This window comes from Bradyrhizobium sp. STM 3843 (assembly GCF_000239815.1).
GTDB lineage: Bacteria > Pseudomonadota > Alphaproteobacteria > Rhizobiales > Xanthobacteraceae > Bradyrhizobium.
The window spans coordinates 19,691-43,838 of sequence record NZ_CAFK01000098.1 but is presented as its reverse complement, the minus strand read 5'-3'; the positions used below and the strand labels follow the sequence as shown (position 1 = coordinate 43,838).

Here is a 24,148-nt window from a genome sequence, read left to right as displayed (position 1 = left end):
ATTGCCGTCTTCAGGGCCTCCGGGCTGAGCGGCGTCTGTCCCCACCGCACCATCTGGGCATAGAGCCAGGCGGCTTGCACCGGATCAGGCCGTCCGGCGCCCTCCCGCCCCACCAGGAGATAGCGCGGGTGTTCGCGCAAGGCTCCATCCGGCGCGACCTTCAACCGGCCATCGAGCGTGCGCTGGATGACATCAGCATCGACGCCGATCCGTTCCGGCTGGGCCAGGATTTGCGCCGCCTCGGCGTGGTCCTGCTCGATAAAATCGGCGCCCCGCGAGCAGGCGCGGATCAAAGCCGCAACCACATCGGGATTCCTCTCGGCCCAGTTCTGCCGCAGCGCCAGCACCTTCTCCACGCCACGCACCAGGATGTCGGACACGAAGTGCAGGATGTGGCCGATGCCCAGATCGACCGCGATCGAATTCCAGGGTGCGCCGACGCAGAAGCCGTCGACATGACCGTTCTTGATGCTGTCGACCATGTAAGGCGGCGGCAGCACCACGAGCCGCACGTCCTCGTCCGGATCGACGCCGCCGGCCGCCATCCAGAAGCGGAGCTGGTAATTGTGAGTCGAGAACGGAAAGGTCATGCCGAAGGTCAGGGGCTCCGCGCCATCGCTGCGGCGCTTGGCCACCACGCGGGCGAGCGCCAGCGCGGTTGCCATCGGATCGAAGCGGTCGCCGTCGAGATGGGCCATCAGATCGGCGTGCAGTGCCGATGTGACCGTGATCGCGTTACCGTTCACCCCGAGATTGAACGGGGCGACGATCGGAACCCTGACATGGCCGATGCCGAGACTGGAGGCGATCGCCACCGGCGCCAGCAGGTGCGCCGCATCGAACAGACCGATATTGAGCTTGTCGCGGACATTCGACCAGGAGACCTCACGCACCAGCGTGACGTCGAGCCCCTCGGCCGCGGCAAATCCCTTATCGACCGCCACGATCAGCGCGGCCGCGTCCACCAGGGGAATGAAACCGATCCGAAGCGGCGCACTCATTTCAACATCTCCGATGCGGTCAGGATCGACTGGGCGATCTCGCCGATCTTCTTCTTCTCGCGCATCGCGGTGGAGCGCAAAAGGACATAGGCCTCCTCCTCGGTGAAGCCTTTCATTTTCATCAGGATTCCCTTTGCGCGGTCGATCACCTTGCGGTCTTCCAGCGCCGATTTGGTCCGCTCCAGCTCGTCCTGCAGCTTGGAGAAGGCGTTGAAGCGGGAGATGCAGAGGTCGAGGATCGGCTTGATCCGCTCCTTCTTGAGGCCGTCGACGATGTAGGCCGACACGCCGGCCTCGACGGACGCCTGGATCGAGGCCGCGTCGCTCTGGTCGACGAACATTGCAATCGGCCGGCGCACCGCGCGGCTGACCTGGAACATCTGCTCCAGCACGTCGCGGCTTGGGTTCTCCAGATCGATGACGATGACGTCGGGATCCAGCGCGTAAATGCGCGCGAGCAGCCCCTGCATCTCGCTGATATGGACCACGCCGGTGAAGCCGGCCTCGCGCAGGCCCTCCTGCAGGATGGCGGCGCGAATCGGGCTTTCATCGACAATGACGATTTTGGGCGATTGCTCGGCAGTCATCGCTTGACGGGTCTCCGGGCTGCCATCCATAGCATGGTCTTCGCTGGCTTAAAGCCTTGTCTTTATGAGGAATTAGGACTAGCTGGACGCCTATTCACCAGGCAGTTCAGGTATGTCGCAGGCCACAGCGCCGAAAATCAGCTTTGTCTCGCTCGGATGTCCCAAGGCTTTGGTCGATTCCGAGCGCATCATCACGCGGCTGCGTGCCGAGGGCTACGAGCTGGCCCGCAAGCATGACGGGGCCGACGTCGTGATCGTCAATACCTGCGGCTTCCTCGACAGCGCCAAGCAGGAATCGCTGTCGGCGATCGGCGCCGCCATGGCCGAAAATGGCAAGGTCATCGTGACCGGCTGCATGGGCGCGGAACCCGAAGCGATTGAGCAGGCCTATCCGGGGGTGCTGTCGATCACCGGCCCGCAGGCCTATGAGAGCGTGGTGGAGGCCGTGCACCGCGCGCTGCCGTCGGCGCACGATCCCCTGCTCGACCTGGTTCCGCCGCAGGGCATCAAGCTGACCCCGCGGCACTACGCGTATTTGAAGATCTCTGAAGGCTGCAACAACCGCTGCAGCTTCTGCATCATCCCCAAGCTGCGCGGCGATCTGGTGTCGCGCCCGGCCGCGGACGTGCTGCGCGAGGCCGAGCGGCTGGTCGCTGCCGGGGTCAAGGAGCTGCTGGTCATCTCCCAGGACACCTCGGCCTATGGTCTCGACCTGAAATATGCCGAAAGCCCATGGAAGGATCGCTCCGTCCGCGCCAAATTTATCGACTTGGCAAAGGAGCTCGGCGAACTCGGCGCCTGGGTGCGGCTGCACTACGTCTACCCCTATCCCCATGTGGATGAGGTCATCGGGCTGATGGCCGATGGCAAGGTGCTGCCGTATCTGGATATTCCTTTCCAGCACGCCAGCCCGAACGTGCTGAAGGCGATGCGGCGTCCTGCTGCGCAAGACAAGACGCTCGACCGCATCAAAGCGTGGCGGACGCAGTGTCCGGATCTGGCGCTGCGCTCGACGTTCATCGTCGGTTTTCCCGGCGAGACGGAGGCGGATTTCAACTATCTGCTCGATTGGCTGGATGAGGCCGAGATCGATCGCCTTGGCTGCTTCAAATACGAGCCTGTAGCGGGCGCGACCTCGAACGCACTGCCGGATCAGATCCCCGACGAGATCAAGCAGGAGCGCTGGAATGCGCTGATGGCGCGTCAGCAGAAGATCTCGTCACGCAAGCTCAAGCGCAAAGTCGGCACGCGCCAGCAGATCATTATCGACGAGGTCGGCCCGACCGTGGCCAAGGGCCGCTCGAAGGCGGATGCGCCGGAGATCGACGGGACGGTCTATCTGTCCAGCCGCCGTCCGCTGCGCGTCGGCGAGATCGTCACGGCCAAGATCGAGCGCGCCGACGAATATGACTTGCACGGCACCGTCGCCGGCTTCTGATTGATGCAGCGTGCTTCTCGTTTTTAGTGCTTCTTGGGCGGCGCAATCGTTCGTACGGCCCAAAGCTTCAAGAGACGATGCGCCTCCTCGGCCGTCAGCGCGGTATATTTTGCTCTGAGCTTGTCGAGCTCGCCGGGATTGGTGGCGCCCGATATGAAGCGGCTATCGAGAACCGCGCACACGGTGTCCCATTGCAAATTTGCCGCCTTGCAGGGGACCAGGATGCCGTCGCTGCGCAGGCTCTGCATCAGAGGCCGCACGACTTCGATGCTCGACTTCGAAAGCTCGGCGAGCGCAGCGATGGTGTCCTCGTAGCGGCGCTGGGTGGCAAGCTCATGCAACGTGGTCTCGTTGAGGTTGCCCTGTTTCTTCAACCGCTCCGCCGCCAGCTTGGCGCCCGCGAAATCGCGGCCTCGCGACATGTCCCTGGCCGCCCCCGCCGCGGCCACGGCGATCGCGCTGCGAATTTCCTCGTAGAGATGCGGCGGTGCTGACGACAGCAACCGCGCCCTCACCGCCTCCGCTGCATCCCGCAACAGCTGGAGGCGCAAGCCCGCCGGCAAATCGGCGCGGATACCGGTGATGACGGCCAATTCCGGATCTGCAACAGCCTGCGCGACAACCACCGCGAAACCTGCGGCCGAAATCCGCGCGCCTGGATTCTTCATCAGCCGGCGACTGACACTCGGGTAACGGCGGGCGAGCAGCGCGTCGGTGACGATCTCTTGCAGCCACCAGCGGCCGGCGATCGCCAGCAGGTGCTTTTCGCTTTTCGTTTGCGCGATCTCGATCAGGTCGGGTGCCGCCAGCCGCGGCGATTCCGACAGCACCGGACCGGCGACCGCAATGTCTTCGTGACGGGCCAGCCGGCGGATGACCGGCGCCGGGGCCTGAGACACCGGCGCCAATTGCGCGCTCAGCTCGGCGAGCGCGATGCGCGCGCTCGCATCGGCCAGTGCACGCAGCTCGATGGTGTTGACCAGCCGCTCGAAAATGTCGGCGAAAAGGGCATGCTGCTCGATATCCAGATGCCCGGCCGAGGCGGCAAACAGCGAGCCGACGCGTCCGGCCATTTCGCAGCAGCGATCCGTCGAGCCCGCGGCTATCGCGGCCTCTACCTCATCAGCGATCGTTCGGTTCGGATCGACATCGCTCATCCCGAGCGCCTGCATTCCCATGATCGCAACCATGGTAAATGTGTTGCCTAAATGTTTCGTAAAATTGCCTTCTGACGGCGAGAGGCCCCCTTTTCTGCCGCTTGCGCCCTCGGTCAGCGGCGGATCGTACCTTGACACCACCCGACCTCCGCCTGTATGGCGACGGCATGATCATCATTCGGACCAACCGCCGCGCCGCCGCTTGCCGTCGTCACCGCCGTGACGATGCCGGGGCGCGCCATGTCCGAGAACGATGCTGATCAGCTAGCTGCACATCAGCTTCAGGTTTCGAGAAGGCCGCTCCCGCAAGGAAGCGGCCTTCTCGCTTTTGGCCCCCGTTCATTCTCATCCCTCGTCCCAGCCCAGGAGTGTCCGCAATGCTGACTGCCCCTTACCCCTATGACGCGCTGATGGAGATCACCGCGCGCCCGAAAACCGTGTTCGTCCAGGGCAAGGGCTCGCGCCTCTGGGACGATGGCGGCAAGCGCTATCTCGACTTCATCCAGGGCTGGGCCGTGAACGCGCTCGGTCACGCCCCACCTGCTGTGGCCAAGGCCCTGGCGGACCAGGCAACACGGCTGATCACGCCAAGCCCGGCCTATTTCAACGACACCAGCCTGAGGCTTGCGAAAGCACTGGTCGATCAGTCCTGCTTCGACCAGGTCTTCTTCGCCAATTCCGGCGCGGAGGCGAATGAAGGAGCGATCAAGCTCGCACGCAAATATGGCGCGCGGCACAAAGGCGGCGCCTATGAGATCATCACTTTTGCCGGTGGCTTCCACGGCCGAACGCTTGCCACCATGGCGGCCTCCGGCAAGAAGGCGTTCGAGCCGCTGTTCGAGCCGAAAGTGCCCGGGTTTCCCAAGGCGCGCCTGAACGACATCGCCTCGGTTGAAGCGCTGATCTCGGACCGGACCGTCGCGGTCATGCTCGAGCCGATCCAGGGCGAAGCCGGCGTCTGGCCGGCAACGGACGCATTCCTGCGCGAGCTGCGCACCTTGACCCGGCAACACGACCTGCTCCTGATCGTGGACGAGATCCAGACCGGCATCGGACGAACCGGAAAGCTATTCGCCTATGAGCATGCGGAGATCACGCCCGATATCATGACGCTCGGCAAGGGTTTGGGTGGTGGCGTGCCGTTGGCTGCGCTGCTTGCGACCGAGCAGGCCTCCTGCTTCGAGCATGGTGATCAGGGTGGCACCTTCAACGGCAATCCGCTGATGTGTGCGGCGGGGCTTGCGGTGATCGAGGAGATCGGCCAGCAGGCTTTCCTGAAATCAGTCGCCGAGACCGGCCTTTATCTCGAGGCCGAGTTGCAGCGGCTGTCGGCGCGGCACGGGCTTGGCGAGGTCCGCGGCCGCGGGCTGCTGCTTGCGCTCGATCTGAAGCTGCCGATCGCCATGGCGATTGTAAGCCAGGCCTTCGAAGCCGGCCTTCTCCTGAATGCACCGCAGGCGGACACGCTGCGCTTCATGCCGGCGCTGAACGTCACGCGGGAGGAGATCGTCGAGATGATAGGTCTGCTCGATGCAATCCTGACCAAGGTGGGCGCCGCCCGGCGCGTTGCCTGAGCCTCCCGCTTCGAAATGCAACAGGCTCGCGTCGTTTATCGACGCGAGCCTGTGATTTGATCCAGGTCAAAGACAGCGCGAGCGGTTCGCGCGGATGCTTCACGCGCCGAAAGCCCGCGGACGGTTCGCCAATCGTTATATCACATTGGATATAACGATTGCACGGAAAATGTCCAGGCTGCCGGGGAAAGAGGCATTGCCGGGAGCAAGCTGCTCATCATGGGCCGACAACGAGGTCGGCCAGAAAAGGAGATAATGAATGGCGAGAGACAATCTGGCGCGAGCGTTGCCGGTCGGCGATGCCGTTGCGCCGAGCCCGGCAATGGAGGACGTGTTGATCCACGTCCGCTTCTTCCCCAGCTCCGAGATCAATTCGATCGGTGAGAGGCCTGCCCATCTGACGGCCGACGCGTGGTACAAGCTGCTGCTCGAGAGGGCGCGCCCGCACTACCAGACCTTCGCCGGCGGCCGAGGCTTCTTCCGGATTCCGCGTCCGCGCTTCGAGGCGATCCTGAAGGACGTGGCCGCTTGATCCTTCCAGCGGCGGTGAGCGCCCTCACCGCCTGTTGGTCGACCGCAGCGTGCCGGGCGCCGCGGTCGACGCGCATGTGAGCTGTACGCCGGAGAGCGCCCGTGATTAGTGCCGCATCTGCTCGGCTGGAAACAATGTTCGGCGCGATCCTGGCCACGCGATCAGCTTCAGGCCAGCTCATCGAAGCATTGGCCGACCGGGCTTTCGATCTGTTCGAAGCCAACATCGAAGCTCAGACGGCCCATCTGCCGCCGCTTGCCTGCCAAAAAGGTTGCCCGTCCTGCTGCGCGCTCCGGGTGAGCGCGACCGCGCCGGAAATTTTCCTGATCAACCGTTACGTCCGCAAGATCGACGCGGGTCCCGCGGGTTCGACCATCGGCCTGTCGCGCCGGATCGCCCATGCCAACCGCGCGACGCGGGGGCTGAGCGAGACGGAACGCATGACGCGCCGCGAACCATGCCCGTTCATCGTCCGCGGCGCTTGTATCATCCACCCCGTTCGACCACTGGCCTGTCGCGGCCATGCCTCGTTCGATCGCCGTGCCTGTGCGCAGGCCATGGCTGGACGTGACGTCGATGTCCCGCTCTCAGCGCCGCACCGCGCGCTGCGCGGCCTCATTCAGGATGCCCTCAGCTCCGCCTTGAGCCGCGCCGGATTGCCGTCCGGCCTTTATGAGCTGAATCACGGCCTTGCCCTCGCGCTCGCCGATGAAGCACGCGAACGCGACTGGATGCTCGGGACGGACAGCCTGGCACCCGCCCGGATCGCGACAGACGCTACGGCGTGATTGGAGTTCGACAGCCGAACGCTACAGCACGGGCCCCGATCCGGCGCGAGCCTCGCTACGGTTTCAGGATCGACGCGCCGGTGGTGGCGCGGCTTTCGAGATCACTGTGCGCCTTCGCGGCATCCTTCAGCGCATAGGCATGATTGATCGGAACATGCAGCTTGCCGCTGATGACCGCCGCAAACAGCGTATCAGCGCCTTCGAGCAGCTCGGAGCGCTTGCCGATGTAGTCATTGAGCTTAGGACGGGTCGCAAACAGCGAGCCGTGGGCGTTGAGCTCGGCAATGGAAAACGGCGGCACCGGACCCGACGCATTGCCGAAGCTGACGAACAGCCCGCGCGGCTTCAGGCAGGACAGTGAGCCGGGAAAGGTGGCCTTGCCGACGCCGTCATAGACGACATCGCAAAGCTCATTGCGACTGATCTGCTTGACGCGGGCGACGAAGTCCTCCTCGTTATAGAGGATGACGTGGTCACAGCCATTGGCGAGGGCAAGTTCAGCCTTTGCCGCCGATCCGACCGTGCCGATCACATGCGCGCCCATGGCGCGCGCCCATTGGCAGGCGAGCAGACCGATCCCGCCTGCCGCCGCATGGATCAGCACGCGGTGATGTGGCTCGACCTTGAAGGTCTTGTGCAGGAGGTACCAGACCGTCAGCCCTTTGAGCATCAGCACGGCGCCCTGCTCATAGGTGATGTGATCCGGCAGCTTGACCAGCCGCTCCCAGGGAATGTTGCGTTCGGTCGCGTAGGCGCCGAGGTTATGGTAATAGGCGACGCGATCGCCTGGATGGAAATGGGTAACGCCTGGGCCGACCGCGACGACCTCGCCGGCGGCCTCATTGCCCAGGATGAAAGGCAGCCCGGGCGCCTTGTAGAGGCCGGTGCGGTAATAGACATCGATGAAGTTCAGGCCAACCGCGTGCTGGCGGATGCGAACCTCTCCCGGGCCGGGGACCGCAATGTCGACGGGCTCGTAGACGAGGGCGTCCGGACCTCCCACCTTGTGCACGCACACCGCCTTGACCATTGCGTCTGCTCCTCCAGCCCTGTGGCCGTGTCCTCCGGTCCGGCCGAAACTATTACAACAAATACCTGATTCTCATCGGACATCAGGCCCGGCCGATCGCAAGCCGCGTGTCCGGAAGGACGAGGCCCCATGGCCGATTTCGTCCAGCGAATGCGATCACGCGCGCCTTGTCAACTTGGGCCGGGTCAAACTGGCTGCCGGCTAGCTACCGCGCTTCCTGCGGTTGCGCCCTGCCAGCACATTGAAGAACTCGACCGCAACCGCAAAGAGGATCGCGAAATAGATATACCCGCGTGGGATGTGGAACTTGAATCCGTCCGCAACCAGCGCGACACCGATCAGCACCAGGAAGGCCAGCGCCAGCATCTTGGTGGTCGGGTGCGCTGCGACGAAACGCGCAACTGGGCCGGACGAAAGATACATGATCACCACCGCGATCACGACCGCAGCGATCATGATCTCGAGCTCCTGGGCCATGCCGATCGCGGTGATGATCGAGTCCAGCGAGAACACGAGATCGATGATGATGATCTGCAGGATCACCAGCAGGAAGCCGCTGGCTCCCCCGCCCTTCTGATCCGACTCCCGCGCCTCGACTTCGGCGTGAATTTCGTGCGTCGCCTTGGCGATCAGAAACAGCCCGCCCCCGATCAGGATCAGATCGCGCCAGGACAGATCGAGACCGTGCACCGAGACTACAGGCGCGGTCAGTCCGATCAGCCAGACCAGGACGCTGAGCAGCAGGATGCGGAAGATCAATGCCAGCGCAAGCCCGATCTGCCGCGCCCGCGTCGCCTGCGGCTGCGGAATGCGCGAGACGATCACCGACAGGAAGATGACATTGTCGATGCCGAGAACGATTTCGAGTGCGGTCAGCGTGAGCAGTGCGGCCCATGCTTCAGGATTGGTCAGAAGTTCGATCATGCTTTCAGGGATCTCAGGAGCCGGATCGCGGAATCGCTCGCGACGACGTAGAGGCCAATCGCACTGAGGAGCACGGTGATCGGCGCGCCGACATCGAAGTCCCGCGCCAGGACGTCGATCGCGAGCAGCGCCCAGACCACCATCAGCGACAAGGTCAGCCGGCGCAGCCGGACCACGCGAACGGGATGGATGACATGGAACGGCACGAACGTCAGCGCGATCAGCGCCGCCACTGCCAGACTTGCCAGGACAGGCTGCGGATGCAGCAGGAAGAGATAGAAGGCGGCGATATTCCAAAGGCCGGGAAAGCCGCGAAAATGATTGTCGTCGCTTTTCATGCGGCGGTCGGCGAAGTAGAGCGCGCCGGTCACTGCTATCCCAACTCCGAGCAGCGGCGCAGCCAGCGGCAGCAGCATGCCGCTGGCCGTGATCGCATAGGCCGGCACAAATACATAGGTCGCAAAATCCACGACCAGATCGAGCACGTCGCCGGACCAGTGCGGCTGCACCGTCATGACGTCCAGGCGTCGCGCCATCGGACCGTCGAGACCATCGATCACGAGGGCCACACCCAACCACCAGAACATCGCGGTCCAGTGCTCGCGAACAGCCTCCAGCATCGCCAGCAGCGCCACGCCGGCACCGAGCGCGGTGAAGACGTGCACTGAAAACGCCGCCGCACGATGCGCCGGCGTCGCCAATGCGTCGCCCTCTGGTTTCAAGCTGTCCATGACGCCGGCAGTGCTAGCAGGAATCGGAACGATTTGCACATCGGTGGCTGCGCTCTATCGCCGCGTGTTTGCTACATAGCGCGTTATCCTTACGCGGGCTTGAAAAAGCCCGCTAGAAGGTCGATGTTCCCCTACATGACTGATACACCCGCCTCTTTCGATGTCGCCGTGGTCGGTGGCGGTCCCGCGGGGCTCGCGGCCGCAATCGCACTGGCGCAAACCGGTGCCGCAACCGCTCTGGTGGCCCGCCGCGCCCCCTATGCTGACAACCGTACCACCGCCCTGCTCGGCGGCTCGGTCGACTTCCTCGCCGAGCTCGGGGTCTGGCAGCTCTGCAAAGATCGGGCTGCGGGATTGAAAGCCATGCGGCTGGTCGACGATACCGGTCGCCTGATCCGCGCGCCTGAGGTCCGCTTTGTCGCCGAAGAGATCGGGCGCGATGTGTTCGGCTACAACATCGCAAACAGTGTGCTGGTCGAGGCGCTGGAGCGGCGCGCAGCCGAGCTTCCGGGATTGGTGCGGATCGAGCAGGAGGCCGAACGCGTCCTCGTGCAGGAGGACACGGTCACCATCACAACTGCGTCGGGCCTCACCCTCTCCGCTCCGCTCGTTGTAGGCGCCGACGGGCGGCATTCACTGTGCCGCGAGGCGGCCGGCATCGGTGTCTCCACGCGGGCGCTGAACCAGACCGCGCTGACCTTCAACATCACCCATGCGCGGCCGCATCACAACGTCTCCACCGAGTTCCACACACCCCATGGGCCATGCGTGTTCGTGCCGCTCCCCGGCGACCGCTGCAGCATCGTCTGGGTTGCCGCGCCCAAAGAGGCGGATCGGCTGTTCGCGCTGGATGACGACGCCCTGTCGGCCGCGACCGAACGCCAGTCGCATGCCATTTTCGGCCGCGTCCAAGTCGAACCCGGCCGTCACCTGTTCCCGCTCGCGATCGAGCGGCCACATCAATACGCGCGGCAGCGTATTGCGCTGGTCGGCGAGGCTGCCCATGTGGTGCCGCCGATCGGTGCGCAAGGGCTCAATCTCGGTTTGCGCGATGCCATGGACATCGCATCGGTCGTGAGCAAGGCCCGAGCCGCCGGTGAGGATCTCGGTTCGGCTGCCGTGCTCGCGCGCTATGGGGCGGCGCGGGGCGCCGACATTCTCAGCCGCACCTTCGTGATCGACGTGGCCAATCGCTCGTTGCTCAGCGATCTCCTGCCGATGCAGTCGCTGCGCGCCGCCGGACTACATCTGATCGGCTCGATCGGACCGCTCCGTCGGCTTGCCATGCGCGAGGGACTGGCGCCCTCCTGGCGGCCTAGCGCTCCGGGGACAAGCCGTCGCGCCGGTTAGTTCAGGGGAACACCAGCCGGCCGCTCTGGATCAGCCACATCGCGCTGGTCAGCGTGACCACGGATGCGAAGGTGCCGATCAGCACCGTGACCGACGCCGGCTCGATCCAGGTCTCGTTCTGGCGCGCGATCACGAACACGTTGAGCGCCGGCGGCAACGATGCCATCAACACGGCCGTCGCCGCCCAAGGCTGAGCAAACGGCCCGAACGCAAGCATCAAGCCGAACGACAGCAGCGGGTGGATGAGAAGCTTCACCGCGATCACGGCGGGCACCTCCCACGGCACGCGCTTGAACGGCCGGAGCGCCACGGTCACGCCCAGCACGAACAACGCGGTGGGCGCGGCCGCATTCTGCAGGAACTGCAAGGTCCGATCGAACGCAACCGGCGGCTGAAAATGGACCGCCGCGGCGAGTGCGCCGGCACAGGTCGACATGATCAGCGGGTTGAGCAGGATCTGACGCAGCACGACGCGCAATGCATGCAACAGCGACGGATGGTCCCGGTCGGTCAATTCGATCAGCAGCGGCACGATCGAGAACAAGAAGATGCTGTCGCAACAGAAGATGAGCGCAGTCGGTGCCGCAGCCTTGTTGCCGAGCACGGCGAGTGCCAGGCCCGGTCCCATATAGCCGATATTGCCGTACCCTCCGGCGAGGCCGGCCATGGTTGCCTCACGAAACGGCAACCGCCCGACGATGCAGCCGATCACGAGCGCCAACGCGAAGGCAACCATGGTCGACAGCGTCGTCGCAACCAGGAATGGCGGGTTGTTCAACTCCGAGAACGGTGTTCGCGCCATGATGCCAAACAGCAGCGCCGGCAACGACACGTAGAGCAGGAAGAAGTTCATCCAGGCGAGGCCTGCGTCGGGCAGCCGTTTCAATTTACCGCAGGCGAAGCCAATGAAAACCACGCCGAAATACGGCAACGCCAGGTTCAGGATGTCGATCATGGAAAAGGTTTGGGGTGGGTATTTGCGATGCGGGATTGCGACAGCTCTAGATTAAATCGGCCGCCCGGGCACTAGCGTCGGCCGCAATCCTGGTCTATTCGGAACGGATGATCAAAGCGCGAACCGCCAAGTTCCAGATCGGCCAGATCGTGAAGCACCGGATCTTCTCGTTCCGGGGCGTGATCTTCGATATCGATCCGGAATTCAACAACACCGAGGAGTGGTGGCTGTCGATCCCCGAGGAGGTGCGCCCTCACAAGGACCAGCCGTTCTACCATCTGCTCGCGGAGAATGCGGACTCCGAATATGTCGCCTATGTCTCGGAGCAGAACCTGTTGCCCGACAATTCCGGCGAGCCGATCCGCCACTCCCAGGTCGCCGAGATCTTCATCAAGGACAAGTCGGGCGGCTATCGTCCGCGCAATCCATCATTGAATTGAGCCGCCTGCGCGCGGTGTGCTGCCTGCTGCCCGCGGCCTGACAGACGTCGCACATAAACGACCTTGCAGACAAAAAAGGCGCTCGTTCGAGCGCCTTTTTGCTGTCGCCACTTGTTGACGTCGTCACTTGCCAGCTTGTGGCTGCGGCTGCGTCGATTCGAGCTTCTTGCGCTGCTCTTCTGCGCGCTTCTGCAGCTCTTCCTGCAACTTCTTCTGGTTCTCTTCGAACTGCTTCGGGTCGGTCGGCGGACCATCATAGGCCTTGCCGAAGCTGCCGCCCGTATCCTTCTCCTGCAGCGGCAGCGGCAACGTCAGCGCCGCACCGTTGGAGTTGATCGCCTGCACGTAGAGATTCTGCCCCTTCTTCATGGCCGCGATGAAGTCGGGCGTCGCCTCGTAGTCCGACATGCAGCCGTTCTGGAAACAGATCACATAGGGGTTCTGCATCGGCTGGTTGTTGTCGACGACGATCCGGGTGCCTGGCTGAAGCTGCATGCCGAGCGGCAGGGTGACGCGCAGGATCTTCTTGGGCTCACCTTCCGGCTCGATGATGACGGCCGCAACCACGGGCTGGCCGGACTCGATACGACCGTCCTTGCCGATGAAGCAGACCTGCTTGGCGTTGGCGTCCTGCCCCTTGAGACAGAACTTGGTCCACGGCGCGTAGATCAGCTGGATCTGCTGCTCAGGCGGCTGCTGGCCCTGGGCCTGCGCGCCAGCAGCTGGAGGGACGCCGCCAGGCGCCTGGGCCTGGGGAACAGGAGCGGGAGCTGGTGCTCTGGGCGCAGCCGGAGCCTTCGCTTTCGGCGCGCCAGGCGCCGGGGCCTGGGCTTGCGCGCTCGATGCGAAGGAAACAGCCAGCGCGGTGGCCGCCAGCAAGGCGACGAGCCGCCCACGCGGCCCAACCGACGAGGCCAAGTCACGGAAATTCATTGCGGAAAACCCTTTCTGAACGGCAGCGCCCGAGACCGCCAAAGGCGCCACACCAAGCCGTTTCGCGCGGCTGTCTCCTCAGGAAATGAGGCGGTTAAGTGACAGGCGTTGCCACCTTGCCCAATTCGCCCGCCTTCTTAACGTGGCGTGCGGAAAGATCAATGCCGCGGCACCCTGTGCGGGCGCGGTCTATGCCTTCACAGCCTGTGCTAAAAGGTGGTTGTGAGCGGTTCCGAATCAAATGCTTGCGTTCCGATGTTAATGCTCTGGCGCATGCGGCTCGCCGCGGGCCTGCTCTGTGCTGTTCTGGCCGCGCTGTTGCAGCCGATCTACACCCCGCGCGCAATCGCAACCGAGAGCCATGCCATTGCCATGCACGGGCTCCCTGCGCTGCCTGCCGATTTCGACCACCTGCCTTACGTTGATCCTGCCGCGCCGAAAGGCGGTCGCCTGACCTGGGGATTGCTCGGAACCTTCGACAGCCTCAACCCCTTCATCGTGAAGGGTGTCGCGGTGCAGCAGATACGAACCTATGTGGTCGAGAGTCTGCTCGCCCGCGGCAATGACGAGGCGTTCACGCTCTACGGCCTCCTGGCCAAGAGCCTCGAGACCGACGACGCAAGAACCTTCGTCACGTTCCGACTGGATCCCCGCGCCCGCTTCTCCGATGGTCAACCGGTGCGTGCGGAGGATGTTCTGTTCTCCTGGGCTCTGCTGCGCGACCACGGCCGGCCCAATCATCGGCAGTATTACAGCAAGGTCGCGAAGGCCGAAGCGCTGGGCCCGCTCGCGGTTCGGTTCGATTTCGGCGGCGTCGAGGATCGCGAGCTGCCGCTGATCCTCGGATTGATGCCGATCCTGCCGCAGCACGCGACTGAGGTTTCTACCTTCGAGGAAACCACCATGACGGCGCCGATCGGCTCCGGCCCCTACCGTGTCACGGCGGTGAGGCCCGGGTCGAGCGTCATTCTTGCGCGCAACCCCGACTATTGGGGACGCGATCTGCCGATCAATCGCGGCTTGTGGAATTTCGACGAGATCCGGCTGGACTTCTATCGCGAGGCGAATGGCGCGTTCGAGGCGTTCAAGCGCGGTCTCTACGACTTCCGGATCGAGGACGAGCCGCTGCGCTGGCACGAGGGCTATGACTTCCCGGCTGTGAAAGCCGGCGAGGTCGTCCGCGACACGGTCATCTCAGGCATGCCGCAGCCCTCGCAATTTCTCGTCTTCAACACCCGCCGGCCGGTCTTTTCCGACATCCGCGTACGCCGCGCATTGACGCTGCTGTTCGATTTCGAATGGATCAACCGCAACTATTTCTTCGGCCTGTACCGGCGCAGCGGCGGCTACTTTGCGGGCTCGGACTTGTCGGCCTATGGACGTGCTGCCGACACGGCCGAGCGGGAGCTGCTCAAGCCGTTTGCCGGCGAAATCCCTTCCGACATCCTCGACGGCAGCTATCGCCTGCCGGTCACCGACGGCTCAGGTCGCGACCGTACGACGCTCCGAGCCGCATTGAACCTGCTGTCCGAGGCAGGATATCAGCTCGATGGCGCCGTGCTGCGGCAACGCGCGACCCATGCGCCGCTCGCTTTCGAGATCCTGGTGACGACACGGGATCAGGAGCGCATCGCGCTGGCCTATTCCGACAGCCTCAAGCGTGCCGGAATTGCAGCCGCTGTGCGCGTGGTGGACCCCGTGCAATTCGATCAGCGCCGGATCGGCTTTGAATTCGACATGATCCAAAATCGCTGGGACCAGTCGCTGTCGCCCGGCAACGAGCAGGCCTTCTACTGGGGCAGCGAGGCCGCGGACCGGCCTGGCAGCCGCAATTACATGGGGGCGAAGGACCCCGCCATCGATGCCATGATCGCCGCGCTGTTGCGCGCGCGCGACAGGCCGGATTTCGTTGCAGCCGTCCGGGCTCTGGACCGCGCCCTGATGGCTGGCTTCTACGCGATTCCGGTGCTTAATGCGGCGGAAGAATGGATTGCACGCTGGAATCGGATAGAACGGCCAAAGCGGACAGCTCTGACGGGATCGCTCCCCGAGAGCTGGTGGCAGCGGCCGGACTCGGCACCGAAATGATCGACTGCGGGCGGGGCTATTTTTCGGGGACCCGGATGTCAGGCACCGGGGAAGCACGGGGCAGCAAGTGAATCAGGTCACGACATCGCCGACGCTTGATGCATTGTTCCAACGCATCCTGGCGCGCAAGCCGGACACGGTCGCGCTGATCGATCCCGTCAACAAGCCGCGGGTCACCGGCCAGCCGCCGCGCATCCTCACCTACGCCGAGGCCGACCGGATCATTTCGGCGATTGCCGCGCATTTCATCGACTCCGGGCTTCCGGCAAATTCGGTGATCGCGGTGCAGCTGCCGAATACTGTGGAGTTCATGCTGACCGTGCTCGCCGCCCATCGGGCTGGGCTGGTAGTGGCGGTGTTCCCGTTGTTGTGGCGGCAGGCGGAGCTGGTGGCCGCGCTGAACCGCGTCAGTGCGCGCGCGATCGTCACCACCACCAAGGTCGACGGCGTGATCCATGCTGACCTCGCGATGAATGCCGCGGCGGAGGCGTTCTCGATCCGCCACGTCTGTGGTTTCGGTCCCGATCTGCCGGAAGGCATGTTTTCGCTCGACCAGGCGATTGCAAAGCCTTCACGCTCGGCCCGCAACGTCCTGCAGGACGGCCGCAAGGCGGCGATCATCTCGTTCGACGTCACCGGCGAGGGCTTCCGGGCCGTGCCGCGCACCCATTTGAGCCTGATCGCAGGCGGGCTGGCGATCTCGCTGGAAAGCGACCTGCCGCAGGGCGCCAACATGATGTCGGCCTTTGTGCCGTCGTCCTTTGCCGGCCTTGCCGCCTCGATCGTGACCTGGTTGCTGTCGGGCGGCAGTCTTGCGCTGCATCATCCGTTCGATTCCGAGGCGCTTGAGCAGCAGATGAATGAGCTTGGCTGCGACACCCTGATCGCGCCGGCACAATTGGCGTTGCGGCTCGACGAATGTGATCTCGCAGCCCGCCTGCCGACCTTGCGCCACGTGATCGGCATGTGGCGCGCGCCGGAGCAGGTGAGCTCGAGCCCGACCTGGAGCGCTCAACAGGTCGAAATGACCGACGTCTATTTGTTCGGCGAGGCCGGGTTGTTCGCCGTGCGCCGCACCACGCCGGACGGCGCGCCAGGCCCGGTCAAACCCGGACTGCAGGGCGCGCCGCGCGACCAGCCCGGCTCTTCCATTGCCGGCGAAGTGCTGGTGACCCCGAAGGGCACGCTCGGATTGCGCGGGCCCATGGTCGTGATCGCAGCCTATACTCCGCCGCCACCGCCGAGCGACTCGATGATGCCGCCGCAGCCGCGCGATTATGTCGATACCGAATACGCCGTGCGTCTCGACCGCACCCGCGACGTGATTTCGATCACTGCGCCCCCTTCCGGGGTGATGGCTGTCGGAGGCTATCGTTTCCTGGCGCAGGACCTGCACGAATGGTCGCGGCGGCTGGGCCAGGGGGCGCTACTGACCGCCCTGCCCGACCGGCTCAGCGGCCACCGGCTCGCCGGGCGTGCCATGGACAATGCGCGCGCCCGCGAGGCGCTCGCGGAGCTCGGCCTCAATCCGCTGATGGTGGAGGCATTCCGGGACCGGAGCAACTCCCCCGCCTAGCTCGCCAGCAGCGTGTATTGCTAACGGCGCGTTAACGCAGGCGACCTAGGATCACAGGCCTGTTCGCTTGTGCCCTTGAGTTCCCAGTATGTCGCAGCAAGGCCCGCTCCTCGTCGTCTCGAATTCCGCGCGGTCTTCCCTTGTCGCCGCCCTTTCGGCAGCGAAGATCTTTCCTTCGATCGAAGCCAATTGGAGCGAAGCGCCACGCGCCATGTCGGACTCGCGACCGGCGGCGGTCGTTGCGGTGCTCGATGGCGCGAGCGAAGCCGACGTCGCGGTCGTTGCGCGAGAGGCTGCCGCGCGAAAGCCCTATATTCCCGTGATCGCGCTCGGGCACCACGGGACGCTTCCCGACAATGCCGTGCCCTTCCGGAGCGAGAACGACACCGATCGGCTGGTGGCGCGTCTGCGCGCCGCGCTCCGGCTTCGCAGCCTCCATGCGACCGTGTTGCGCCGGCTCGATGAGGCCAGGGCTGAACCTGTCGGCCTGCCCGACACCGATCCGCTGAACGACGCCACGGTGCTGCTGCTCGGCCGCGGCGCATCCTATCCGGCGCTCTCGGTCGCGTTCGGCGAGCGCATGGTGGTGGTCGGCGCGCTCAGCATCGAGGCGGCGGCGAAACATCTCGCGAGCCGAGACATCGACGGCGTCGTGCTGGGAGACGGCTTCACGCCGCGCGTCATCGACGCCTTCCTGACCGTACTCGCCGAGGATACGCGCTTCCGCAACCTGGCCGTCGTGGCCACCTCCAGCTTGCAAGCGCCGCCGACTGAGCTCGCCAATCTCGAGATCGTCACTGGCGACCCTGCGCACATTGCCGCCAGTGCCCTGCCGTTGATCCGCCAGCATGCCTTCGAGACGCGGTTGAGCCGCGCCTTAAGGAGCATCGAAGCTGGCGGACTGCTCGATCCGCAAACCGGCCTTTTGACCAAGCCCGCTTTTGCCCGTGACTTCGCGACCGCCGTGACCCAGGCCCAGAAGCAACGCAGCGGCCTCGCGGTGGCACGATTTGCCTTCGATCCAACACATCCCCGCGCCCAGTTCGACGGCGCCCGGATCATCAGCCGACTGATGCGCCGGATCGATTTCGGCACGCGCGAAGACAACGGCTCGGTGATCGTCGTCTTCGCGGAAACCGACCTGCGCGCCGCCCACGGCATCACGCGCAGGCTCTTGAGCGTGATGCGCCACACCTCGCACGGCAAGCGCGACACCCGCGCCGAGCCGTCCATCACGGTCGCCGCGCTGGAAGTCGGCGATACCGCACGCACTCTGCTTGCGCGGCTCCATGGCGAGACGCGGCGCGCGGCGTCTTGATGCCGTCGCTTCCGGCTTCCGAGCGTCGGGACCGTCCAGCCTGAGGCTGCGAGCCTCCCTCGCCATTTGCAGCGATCAAGCGGGGACACACGCTGTCGTCGCGGCTTTGCCCTACTTGTCTCGCAAAAACGAGACTGGAAGCGAAGCGCGTGGGAAACCGGCGGATGCAAAACGGAAGATCTCGCGATCAGACCGACTGGATCGGTGTCATCGGAATCATCCTGGTTTTCCTGATCGCGACCATGGCGATGCGGTTCGGCTGGCTGCTCTGGTGACGCGCCGCGAACTTGGGACGATAACAGGGACGGAGTCGGTCCAACCGCCGGCGGCGCAGCCTTAATGACCTGACGAGAGGCCATCAACTTTCGATTGAGTTCATACCAAATTACACATAGCCTGATGGTGTTGATGCGGCAGCAGCACCCCGCGTCCAGGGAGGGGCCCCATGGAAACGATCATTCTGGTGCCTGGTATCGAAGGATCGTGTCTCAGTCTCGGCCAGACGCCGGTATGGCCGCCGACGCTCGACGAGATCGCCTGGGAGGGCTACCACCGGATCAGTGAGTTGCTCGACCCCGCCGTGGTGGCGACGGCGATCTGGGCCGAGCTCCCGGTCTGGGAGGGCTACTCATATCCTGTCTACCGCCCCATCATGACCAAGCTGGATCAGATCGCGGGCCGGCTCGGCGCCAGCCGCGTCGACTTCTACTATGATTGGCGCGTCGACCTCTGGCAGACCGCGCCTGCCTTCACCGCCTCCTCCGAGATGCTGGCGCAGCGGCTTGCCAAAGCGGTCAGCGACGGCGCGACATCGATCACGCTCGTGTGCCATTCCATGGGCAATCTGGTGGCGCGGCTGGTGCTGGAGAGCCGGAAATATCGGAATGCGAATTGGTTCGCGAGGATCGGCCGTCTCATCTGCATTTGCGGACCGCATCTGGGCGCAGCGGCCGCGCTCGGGCACGCGCTGGGCTGCGAGGACGGCGCGCTCGGACTGAGCAGCGACGACTACCGCCAGATCGCAAACAACCCGCTATATCCGGCCGGCTTTCAATGTTTCCCGAAACCGGGCACGGAAGTGCTGCTCGACACCAGCCTCGGGCAACGCCAGCAGAATCAGGATGTCTACGATACTGCCGTGGACGAGAAGTATCAGCTTATGCCGTCCAACGCCCGCGCCGCGGCGACGTCGTGGCACGAACTGGACTTTAAGAACCGTCCCGACCACGTCACCTATTATCTGATCGCCGGGACCGGTTATCAGACCTCGAACGCCTATCTCTATCGCGGTACGACGTTTGTGCAGACCATCACCGTCGACGGCGATGGAACAGTCCCGGTGTTCAGCGCCTTGGCGGGAAGCTACTCCGGCAAATATACGATGCCCGGCGACCACGTCGGAATCCTCGGCACCGTGCAGCTTGCGGACGCTTTGGACGAGATCTTTGGGCTATCGCAGATGAGAACCTTCGTGATGGCCAAGGCGGGCATCACCATCAATCTCAACAAGCGCACCTTTGCGCCGGACGAGATTATGCAGTTACTGATCATCCCGGATACGCCGACGACGGCGATCCGTGGCCGGCTGACCGTGAGCGCCGTGCCACGCGCCGGCGCGCATAGCGGCGCGGCTGCGCTCGACCTGGTGCCCTATGGCGGGGGATTGCCGCTCGAATACCAGGGACCGGAAATCGCGCAGATCTCGGCGCGATGGACCGCGCCACGTCTCCCGGGCGCCTATGTCATGCGCTTCGAGGGCGACTCGCACCAGTCGAGCGAGCAATCCAGCGTCGTGTTCTTCGTCAATGCACGGTCCAAATCGCCATTGCTGCGGCGGACTCCTGACGGGCGCAGCACGCCCGCCAATTGACCGCGCGCAGCTCACGCCGCCTTCTTCTTCTCGGCGAGTTCGGCAAGGTCCTTCAGGATATCGGTCGCCCCGGCGAGCCGCTCTTCCGGCGTCTCCCAATCCTGCAGGAACACGACCTTCATGTCGGGCCGCACCCTGGCGGCCTGGCCATGGCGCTTGATGAAGGCGACGAGGCGGTCGGGATGGGCAAAGCTGTTGTCGCGGAACGAGATGACGGCGCCCTTCGGCCCTGCATCGACCTTCTCGACATTGGCCTTGCGGCAGTAGTTCTTGATCGCAGCGACTTTGAACAGATAGCGCGTCTCGTCCGGCAGCTTGCCGAACCGGTCGCGCAATTCGGCCGCGAAATTCTCGATCTCCTCGTCGGTCTCGAGATCGGCCAGCCGGCGATACAGCGACAGCCGCACCGAGAGATCGGAGACATAATCCTCCGGGATCAGCACGGGCATGCCGATCGTGATCTGCGGCGACCAGCGGTCGACGGTGGGCTCGGTGACGCCAGCCTTGAGGTTGACGATCGCCTCCTCGAGCATCGACTGATAGAGCTCGAAGCCGACCTCCTTGACGTGGCCGGACTGCTCCTCGCCCAAGAGATTGCCGGCGCCGCGGATATCGAGGTCATGGGAGGCAAGCTGAAAGCCGGCGCCGAGCGTCTCCAGCGACTGCAGCACGGTGAGCCGCTTCTCGGCCTGCGCGCTGATCTTGTGCGTCGATGGCAGGGTGAACAGCGCATAGGCCCTGAGCTTCGAACGGCCGACGCGGCCGCGCAGCTGATAGAGCTGGGCGAGGCCGAACATGTCGGCGCGATGCACGATCAGCGTGTTGGCGCGGGGAATGTCGAGACCGGATTCGACGATCGTGGTCGACAAGAGGATGTCGAACTTGCCGTCGTAGAAGGCCGAGATGATGTCCTCGATCACGGTCGGCGCCATCTGACCATGCGCGACCGCGACCTTCATCTCCGGCACGGTCTTGTCGAGGAACTCCTTGACCTCGGCGAGATCGTCAATGCGCGGCACGACGTAGAACGCCTGGCCGCCGCGATAGCGCTCGCGCAGCAGCGCCTCGCGGATCATGACGGGATCATGCGGCGCAACGAAGGTGCGAACGGCAAGCCGGTCGACCGGCGGCGACGCGATGATCGACAGCTCGCGCACGCCGGTGAGCGCAAGCTGCAAGGTGCGCGGAATCGGCGTGGCCGACAGCGTCAGCACATGCACCTCGGCGCGCAGCTGCTTCAGCCGCTCCTTGTGGCTGACGCCGAAATGCTGCTCCTCGTCGACGATCAGAAGACCGAGATCACGGAACTTGATCGACTTGCCGAGCAGAGCATGGGTGCCGACGACGATGTCGACCGAGCCGTCGGTCAGTCCCTTCTTGACCTGGTTGAGCTCCTTGGTCGAGACGAGGCGCGAGGCCTGCGCGACATTGACCGGAAAGCCGCGGAAGCGCTCGCTGAAAGTTTTTGCGTGCTGGCGCGCCAGCAGCGTCGTGGGCACGACCACGGCGACCTGCTTGCCGTCGAGCGCCACGGCGAAGGCGGCGCGCAACGCCACCTCGGTCTTGCCGAAACCGACGTCGCCGCAGATCAGCCGGTCCATCGGGCGGCCGCTTTCCAGATCCTTCAGCGTTGCCTGGATCGCGGTTTCCTGGTCCTCGGTCTCGTCATAGGGGAAGCGGGCACAGAACTCGTCATAGACGCCGGCCTGCACCGGCAACTTCGGCGCCTCGTGCAGCATTCGCTCGGCAGCAATCTTGATCAGCTCGCCCGCGATCTCGCGGATGCGGTTCTTCAGCTTCGCTTTCCGGGTCTGCCAGCCGCTGCCGCCGAGCTTGTCGAGCTCGACATTGGTCTGGTCGGAGCCATAACGCGACAACAGCTCGATGTTCTCGACCGGCAGATACAGCTTGGTCTCGCCGGCATAGCGCAGCTCGAGGCAGTCATGCGGCGCGCCGGCCACCTCCAAGGTCTGCAGGCCGACGAAGCGGCCGATACCATGGTCGACGTGGACGACGATGTCGCCGACGGCAAGGCTCGTGACCTCCGAGATGAAATTGTCGAGCTTGCGGCTCGCCCGCCGCGGCCGCACCAGACGATCGCCCAGGATATCCTGTTCGGAGATGACGGCGATCTGGTCAGTCTCGAAGCCGGTCTCCAGCCCCAGCACCGCCAGCATGGTCTCATTGCGCGGCGTCGCCTGCACCATGCGCCAGGTGTTGACGCTGGTGACCAGCGCCAGCTTGTGATCCCTGAGCATGCTGGTCATGCGGTCGCGCGAGCCTTCGCTCCACAGCGCGATCACGACCTTCTTGCGCTGGGCCTGCAGCGCCTGCACATGCGCCACCACCGCCGCGAACACGTTGACGGCGGCATCATTGCGCTCGGGCGCGAAATTGCGGCCCTGGCGTGCGCCGATGTCGACCACGCCGCTCGCCTCGGGCACCGCAAAGGGCGTCAGCCGCGCCAGCGGCGCCGCGTCCAGCCGTGCGGTCCATTCGGATTCGCTGAAATAGAGCCGATCGGCCGGGAGGGGCTTGTAGATCGCGCCGCCGCCGGGATGCTCCATCGCTTCCCGCCGCGCGTCGTAATAATCGGCGATCTGCTTGAAGCGCTCGCGCGCCGCGTCTTCGCCCTGCGGCTCGATCACGACGGGCGTGCCCGACAGATAATCGAACAGTGTCTCCATCCTGTCGTGAAACAGCGGCAGCCAGTGCTCCATGCCGGGATAGCGGCGACCCTCGCTGACGGCCTCATAGAGCGCGTCGTCGCGCTCAGGCGCACCGAACTCGGCGACATAGCCCATGCGGAAGCGGCGGATGGTCTCGGTGACGAGCTGGAATTCGGAGACCGGCACCAGGTCGAGCGAGCGCATGTCCAAGAGCGTGCGCTGGGTCTCGGCATCGAAGGAGCGGATCGACTCCAGGCTGTCGCCGAAGAAGTCGAAGCGGACCGGCTGGTCGAGCCCGGCCGGAAACAGATCGAGGATGCCGCCACGCACGGCATATTCACCGCTCTCGCGCACCGTGGAGGAGCGCGTATAGCCATTGTGCTCGAGCCAGGCGACCACCGAGTCCATCGGCACGACATGACCGGGCGCCACCGACAGCGCCTGTCCTGCCATCGTGTCGCGCGCGGGCACGCGCTGAACCGCGGCGTTCACCGTGGTCAGCACGATCAGCGGCTTGTCGCTGCCGGCAAGCCGCGACAGTCGCGCCAAAGTGGTGACGCGCTGGGCCAGGATGCCGCCATGCGGCGAAACGCGGTCATAAGGCTGGCAGTCCCAGGCCGGGAATTGCATCACCGGCAGGTCAGGCGCGAAGAAGTCCAACGCACGGGCCAGCTGCTGCATCCGCGCGCCATCGCGGCAGATCACGGCCAGGCTGACCGTCGGCGGCTTTGGCCGTGCGGCCACGGCCCGGGCGAGGTCGGCGGCAACGAGACCTTCGGCCCCCTCGGCGACATTGGCGAGCGTCAGCGTGCGTCCGGGCGCGAGCAGCTCGGCGGGAGATTTGACAGGGCTTTTCATCAATCCACATCCACGGCGCGGAACGCCTTGATGCGCGCAAACAGCGGGCCGCCCGCCTCAGGCGGCAGCGGCAGGCTCCCGGTCAGCGCGGCGTAGAAGTCCGGATCCGGAATCTCGAGCAAGCGCTCGAGCTCGGCCAGTTCCTCGTCGTTCAGCGTCGCGATCTCCGCGTTGGCGAAACGACCGAGGATCAGGTCCATCTCCCGCGTGCCGCGGTGCCAGCAGCGGAACAGCAGCCGCTTGCGGTGGTCATCAAGGCCTTGGCTCGATCGGGTGGTCCCAGTCATCGCGATATCCTGAAGTGCAACGCCAAAAGCCCGGACGAGCCG

Annotated in this window: 20 protein-coding genes; 10 read left to right on the top strand and 10 right to left on the bottom strand. The window is 64.7% G+C overall.

Annotated features, from left to right (window positions below; translation table 11 throughout):
* Both BRAS3843_RS13515 and BRAS3843_RS13510 read right to left on the bottom strand, forming a co-directional pair.
* The coding region (locus tag BRAS3843_RS13515; protein WP_035981645.1) for a CmpA/NrtA family ABC transporter substrate-binding protein at positions 1 to 1,001 on the bottom strand (1,001 nt) is incomplete at its 3' end.
* Complete coding sequence (locus BRAS3843_RS13510; RefSeq protein WP_008969466.1) at positions 998 to 1,588, bottom strand: ANTAR domain-containing protein; 591 nt, start codon at positions 1,586 to 1,588, stop codon at positions 998 to 1,000. The genes BRAS3843_RS13515 and BRAS3843_RS13510, both read right to left, overlap by 4 nt.
* 112 nt (positions 1,589 to 1,700) lie before the next feature.
* Between BRAS3843_RS13510 and rimO the strand changes: the two genes are divergently transcribed.
* The gene (gene rimO, locus BRAS3843_RS13505; protein ID WP_008969465.1) at positions 1,701 to 3,026 is read left to right on the top strand and encodes a 30S ribosomal protein S12 methylthiotransferase RimO; all 1,326 of its coding nucleotides are present in this window, start codon (positions 1,701 to 1,703) and stop codon (positions 3,024 to 3,026) included.
* 23 nt (positions 3,027 to 3,049) lie between these two features.
* Here rimO and BRAS3843_RS13500 read toward each other — a convergent pair whose 3' ends face one another.
* Positions 3,050 to 4,183, bottom strand: a complete 1,134-nt coding sequence (locus tag BRAS3843_RS13500; protein ID WP_035981652.1) for a DUF2336 domain-containing protein — start codon at positions 4,181 to 4,183, stop codon at positions 3,050 to 3,052.
* A 377-nt stretch (positions 4,184 to 4,560) separates the two neighbouring features.
* On the opposite strand from BRAS3843_RS13500, the gene BRAS3843_RS13495 reads away from it, so the two are divergent.
* From BRAS3843_RS13495 to BRAS3843_RS13485, 3 genes are all read left to right on the top strand, one after another.
* A complete protein-coding gene (locus tag BRAS3843_RS13495) occupies positions 4,561 to 5,757 on the top strand; it encodes an acetylornithine transaminase (RefSeq protein ID WP_008969463.1) in 1,197 nt (398 codons plus the stop codon).
* Positions 5,758 to 6,016: 259 nt separating this feature from the next.
* Complete coding sequence (locus tag BRAS3843_RS13490; RefSeq protein WP_008969462.1) at positions 6,017 to 6,289, top strand: hypothetical protein; 273 nt, start codon at positions 6,017 to 6,019, stop codon at positions 6,287 to 6,289.
* Between the two features lie 296 nt (positions 6,290 to 6,585).
* Positions 6,586 to 7,077: a hypothetical protein gene (locus tag BRAS3843_RS13485; protein WP_244425284.1), complete on the top strand. Its 492-nt coding sequence runs from the start codon at positions 6,586 to 6,588 to the stop codon at positions 7,075 to 7,077.
* Between the two features lie 55 nt (positions 7,078 to 7,132).
* Here the strand turns inward: BRAS3843_RS13485 and BRAS3843_RS13480 are convergent, their stop codons facing one another.
* The 3 genes from BRAS3843_RS13480 to pcsA all read right to left on the bottom strand — a co-directional run bounded on the left by BRAS3843_RS13480 (position 7,133) and on the right by pcsA (position 9,762).
* Positions 7,133 to 8,107, bottom strand: coding sequence for a quinone oxidoreductase (locus BRAS3843_RS13480; RefSeq protein WP_035981643.1), 975 nt, complete (start codon positions 8,105 to 8,107; stop codon positions 7,133 to 7,135).
* Positions 8,108 to 8,308: 201 nt separating this feature from the next.
* Positions 8,309 to 9,031 carry a TerC family protein gene (locus BRAS3843_RS13475; RefSeq protein WP_008969459.1) on the bottom strand — a complete coding sequence of 241 codons (723 nt, stop codon included), beginning with the start codon at positions 9,029 to 9,031 and terminating at the stop codon, positions 8,309 to 8,311.
* Positions 9,028 to 9,762 (bottom strand): phosphatidylcholine synthase, encoded by a 735-nt coding sequence (gene pcsA / locus BRAS3843_RS13470; protein WP_008969458.1) that lies wholly within the window; start codon positions 9,760 to 9,762, stop codon positions 9,028 to 9,030. The genes BRAS3843_RS13475 and pcsA overlap by 4 nt, the downstream gene beginning before the upstream one ends.
* A gap of 135 nt (positions 9,763 to 9,897) precedes the next feature.
* Between pcsA and BRAS3843_RS13465 the strand changes: the two genes are divergently transcribed.
* Positions 9,898 to 11,112 (top strand): UbiH/UbiF family hydroxylase, encoded by a 1,215-nt coding sequence (locus BRAS3843_RS13465; protein ID WP_035981650.1) that lies wholly within the window; start codon positions 9,898 to 9,900, stop codon positions 11,110 to 11,112.
* 1 nt (position 11,113) lies between these two features.
* Here BRAS3843_RS13465 and BRAS3843_RS13460 read toward each other — a convergent pair whose 3' ends face one another.
* Positions 11,114 to 12,067 carry an AEC family transporter gene (locus tag BRAS3843_RS13460; protein WP_008969456.1) on the bottom strand — a complete coding sequence of 318 codons (954 nt, stop codon included), beginning with the start codon at positions 12,065 to 12,067 and terminating at the stop codon, positions 11,114 to 11,116.
* A gap of 107 nt (positions 12,068 to 12,174) precedes the next feature.
* Between BRAS3843_RS13460 and hspQ the strand changes: the two genes are divergently transcribed.
* Positions 12,175 to 12,507, top strand: coding sequence for a heat shock protein HspQ (gene hspQ, locus BRAS3843_RS13455; protein ID WP_008969455.1), 333 nt, complete (start codon positions 12,175 to 12,177; stop codon positions 12,505 to 12,507).
* A gap of 123 nt (positions 12,508 to 12,630) precedes the next feature.
* Here hspQ and BRAS3843_RS13450 read toward each other — a convergent pair whose 3' ends face one another.
* A complete protein-coding gene (locus tag BRAS3843_RS13450) occupies positions 12,631 to 13,440 on the bottom strand; it encodes an invasion associated locus B family protein (protein WP_035981641.1) in 810 nt (269 codons plus the stop codon).
* Positions 13,441 to 13,701: 261 nt separating this feature from the next.
* Here BRAS3843_RS13450 and BRAS3843_RS13445 point away from each other — a divergent pair, with 261 nt between their 5' ends.
* From BRAS3843_RS13445 to BRAS3843_RS13430, 4 genes are all read left to right on the top strand, one after another.
* Positions 13,702 to 15,528 (top strand): extracellular solute-binding protein, encoded by a 1,827-nt coding sequence (locus tag BRAS3843_RS13445; RefSeq protein ID WP_035981639.1) that lies wholly within the window; start codon positions 13,702 to 13,704, stop codon positions 15,526 to 15,528.
* Between the two features lie 67 nt (positions 15,529 to 15,595).
* Entirely contained in the window at positions 15,596 to 17,104 is a 1,509-nt protein-coding gene (locus BRAS3843_RS13440; RefSeq protein WP_008969451.1) for a class I adenylate-forming enzyme family protein, read from the top strand.
* 88 nt (positions 17,105 to 17,192) lie between these two features.
* A complete protein-coding gene (locus BRAS3843_RS13435; protein WP_008969450.1) occupies positions 17,193 to 18,422 on the top strand; it encodes a hypothetical protein in 1,230 nt (409 codons plus the stop codon).
* 445 nt (positions 18,423 to 18,867) lie between these two features.
* Positions 18,868 to 20,292 carry a hypothetical protein gene (locus tag BRAS3843_RS13430; RefSeq protein ID WP_008969449.1) on the top strand — a complete coding sequence of 475 codons (1,425 nt, stop codon included), beginning with the start codon at positions 18,868 to 18,870 and terminating at the stop codon, positions 20,290 to 20,292.
* Positions 20,293 to 20,303: 11 nt separating this feature from the next.
* Here the strand turns inward: BRAS3843_RS13430 and mfd are convergent, their stop codons facing one another.
* Positions 20,304 to 23,819, bottom strand: a complete 3,516-nt coding sequence (mfd, locus tag BRAS3843_RS13425) for a transcription-repair coupling factor (RefSeq protein WP_008969448.1) — start codon at positions 23,817 to 23,819, stop codon at positions 20,304 to 20,306.
* Positions 23,819 to 24,106 carry a succinate dehydrogenase assembly factor 2 gene (locus BRAS3843_RS13420; protein ID WP_008969447.1) on the bottom strand — a complete coding sequence of 96 codons (288 nt, stop codon included), beginning with the start codon at positions 24,104 to 24,106 and terminating at the stop codon, positions 23,819 to 23,821. The genes mfd and BRAS3843_RS13420 overlap by 1 nt, the downstream gene beginning before the upstream one ends.
* Positions 24,107 to 24,148: the final 42 nt, after the last annotated feature.